Here is a 1,410-nt window from a genome sequence, read left to right as displayed (position 1 = left end):
GGTTCACATAAATTTTAAGGGGATTAAGCAAATAATTTTTCCATTCTGAACAGAAAGAACTTCACATCTATAACACCTCTTTGGTTAGCTCTAAATAGTTTTATTTTGGAATTAAAAGATTCTGCATTTGCATTTGTGAGCCTTTGAGTAAAGAAATTTAATATTGTTTCTAAATGATATTTTAGACTATTTGCTGCGGTATTAAAAGTGTTCATTTTTAACAATTTTGTTTTTTCAATCCAATTCAAAAATTTTTCTCTAGCCAACTCTTTTGATTGTTCTTCATAAATATTTCTAAATTCCATTGTATGTTTATAAGCATCGTGTAAAAGCGGATAATTTTTAAATAATATTTCGGCTCTTTGTTTTTGATTTTCTGTCCATTCACTCTGTTTTTTAGCGATAATGTATCTGCTTCGAGCAAGTAATTGTTTAGGGGAATCATCGTTTTCAAAAACAAATGGAACATATTTTACACCTTGTTCTTTGGCTAATTTTATGGCTTGGTTTTCTTTTTCAATTTCCTCCCAGCGATATTTTATTCGAAGATGTTGCAAACATTCCATAACCATTTTTACAACGTGAAAACGATCCGTAATCAAATAACTCTCTGGAAAACACATCTTTGAAGCTAGTTGCATGTTGTTTGCCATGTCTTGAGTAATTGTCTTAACTAATTTACGTTTTTCTAACGGTATTTTCTGCAAAACATCAATAATATCCTGACTCTTAGTGCCTTTTATACTAGCAACTAATGTTCGTTTTTTACCTTTTCCTGATTTATTAGTAACAAATGTATAAAGCTCTCCTTTTGACAAACTTACTTCATCAATGCTTAAATTTTCACCTATGTTTTCTGGGTATATCAAATAATCTTCGGCATGATTATATTGATTCCAAATTTTAAAACCACTTGTCTTTTTATAATGTCTTCTCACTAAATCCGCCTTAACACCATAATAACTAGCAATATTACTTATCGTATCTTCTCGGGTCGAAACCTGTAGATTTTAAAAAAGCTGCCAATTCAATAGTTAGTTTTGAACCTTCAGTGATGAACGAATAATCGCTTTTAATTTCAACAGATTTATCTGTTTTACTCCGCCATCGCCTACGACGAATACCTAAATAAACGGCTTTTCCACGAATAGGAAAATCTTGAATTATAGTACGATTATAAAATCCTTTTGATTCATATTGTTCATTTTCATAGCCATTTGGAAGTATATTCTTCTCATCTAAATAAATATAAAAACAATCCTTTTTGGTTGCTATATCCCCTAATTCTTTAAAATCTAAAACATCAAAATGGTCTAATAACCCATCAGGTAGAAAGTGTGAAAAAAATGAAAAATCCATTGCTTTTTTATTGCAAATTTACAACTTCTCCCCAATTATTTTATATGAGCC

2 protein-coding genes are annotated in these 1,410 nt (G+C 30.0%); both read right to left on the bottom strand.

Annotation, left to right across the window (positions count from 1 at the left end):
• Nucleotides 1–23 precede the first annotated feature (23 nt).
• The gene (locus B0A58_RS10995) at nt 24–938 is read right to left on the bottom strand and encodes an ISAon1 family transposase (protein WP_165766328.1); all 915 of its coding nucleotides are present in this window, start codon (nt 936–938) and stop codon (nt 24–26) included.
• A gap of 34 nt (nt 939–972) precedes the next feature.
• Nucleotides 973–1,359, bottom strand: a complete 387-nt coding sequence (locus B0A58_RS10990) for an ISAon1 family transposase N-terminal region protein (RefSeq protein ID WP_089081098.1) — start codon at nt 1,357–1,359, stop codon at nt 973–975.
• Between the last annotated feature and the right edge of the window lie 51 nt (nt 1,360–1,410).

Origin of the sequence: Flavobacterium branchiophilum NBRC 15030 = ATCC 35035 (genome assembly GCF_002217205.1) — a bacterium.
GTDB classification, from domain to species: Bacteria; Bacteroidota; Bacteroidia; order Flavobacteriales; family Flavobacteriaceae; genus Flavobacterium; species Flavobacterium branchiophilum.
The sequence above is the reverse complement of the archived record's forward strand: the minus strand, read 5'-3'. Positions and strand labels throughout refer to the sequence as shown.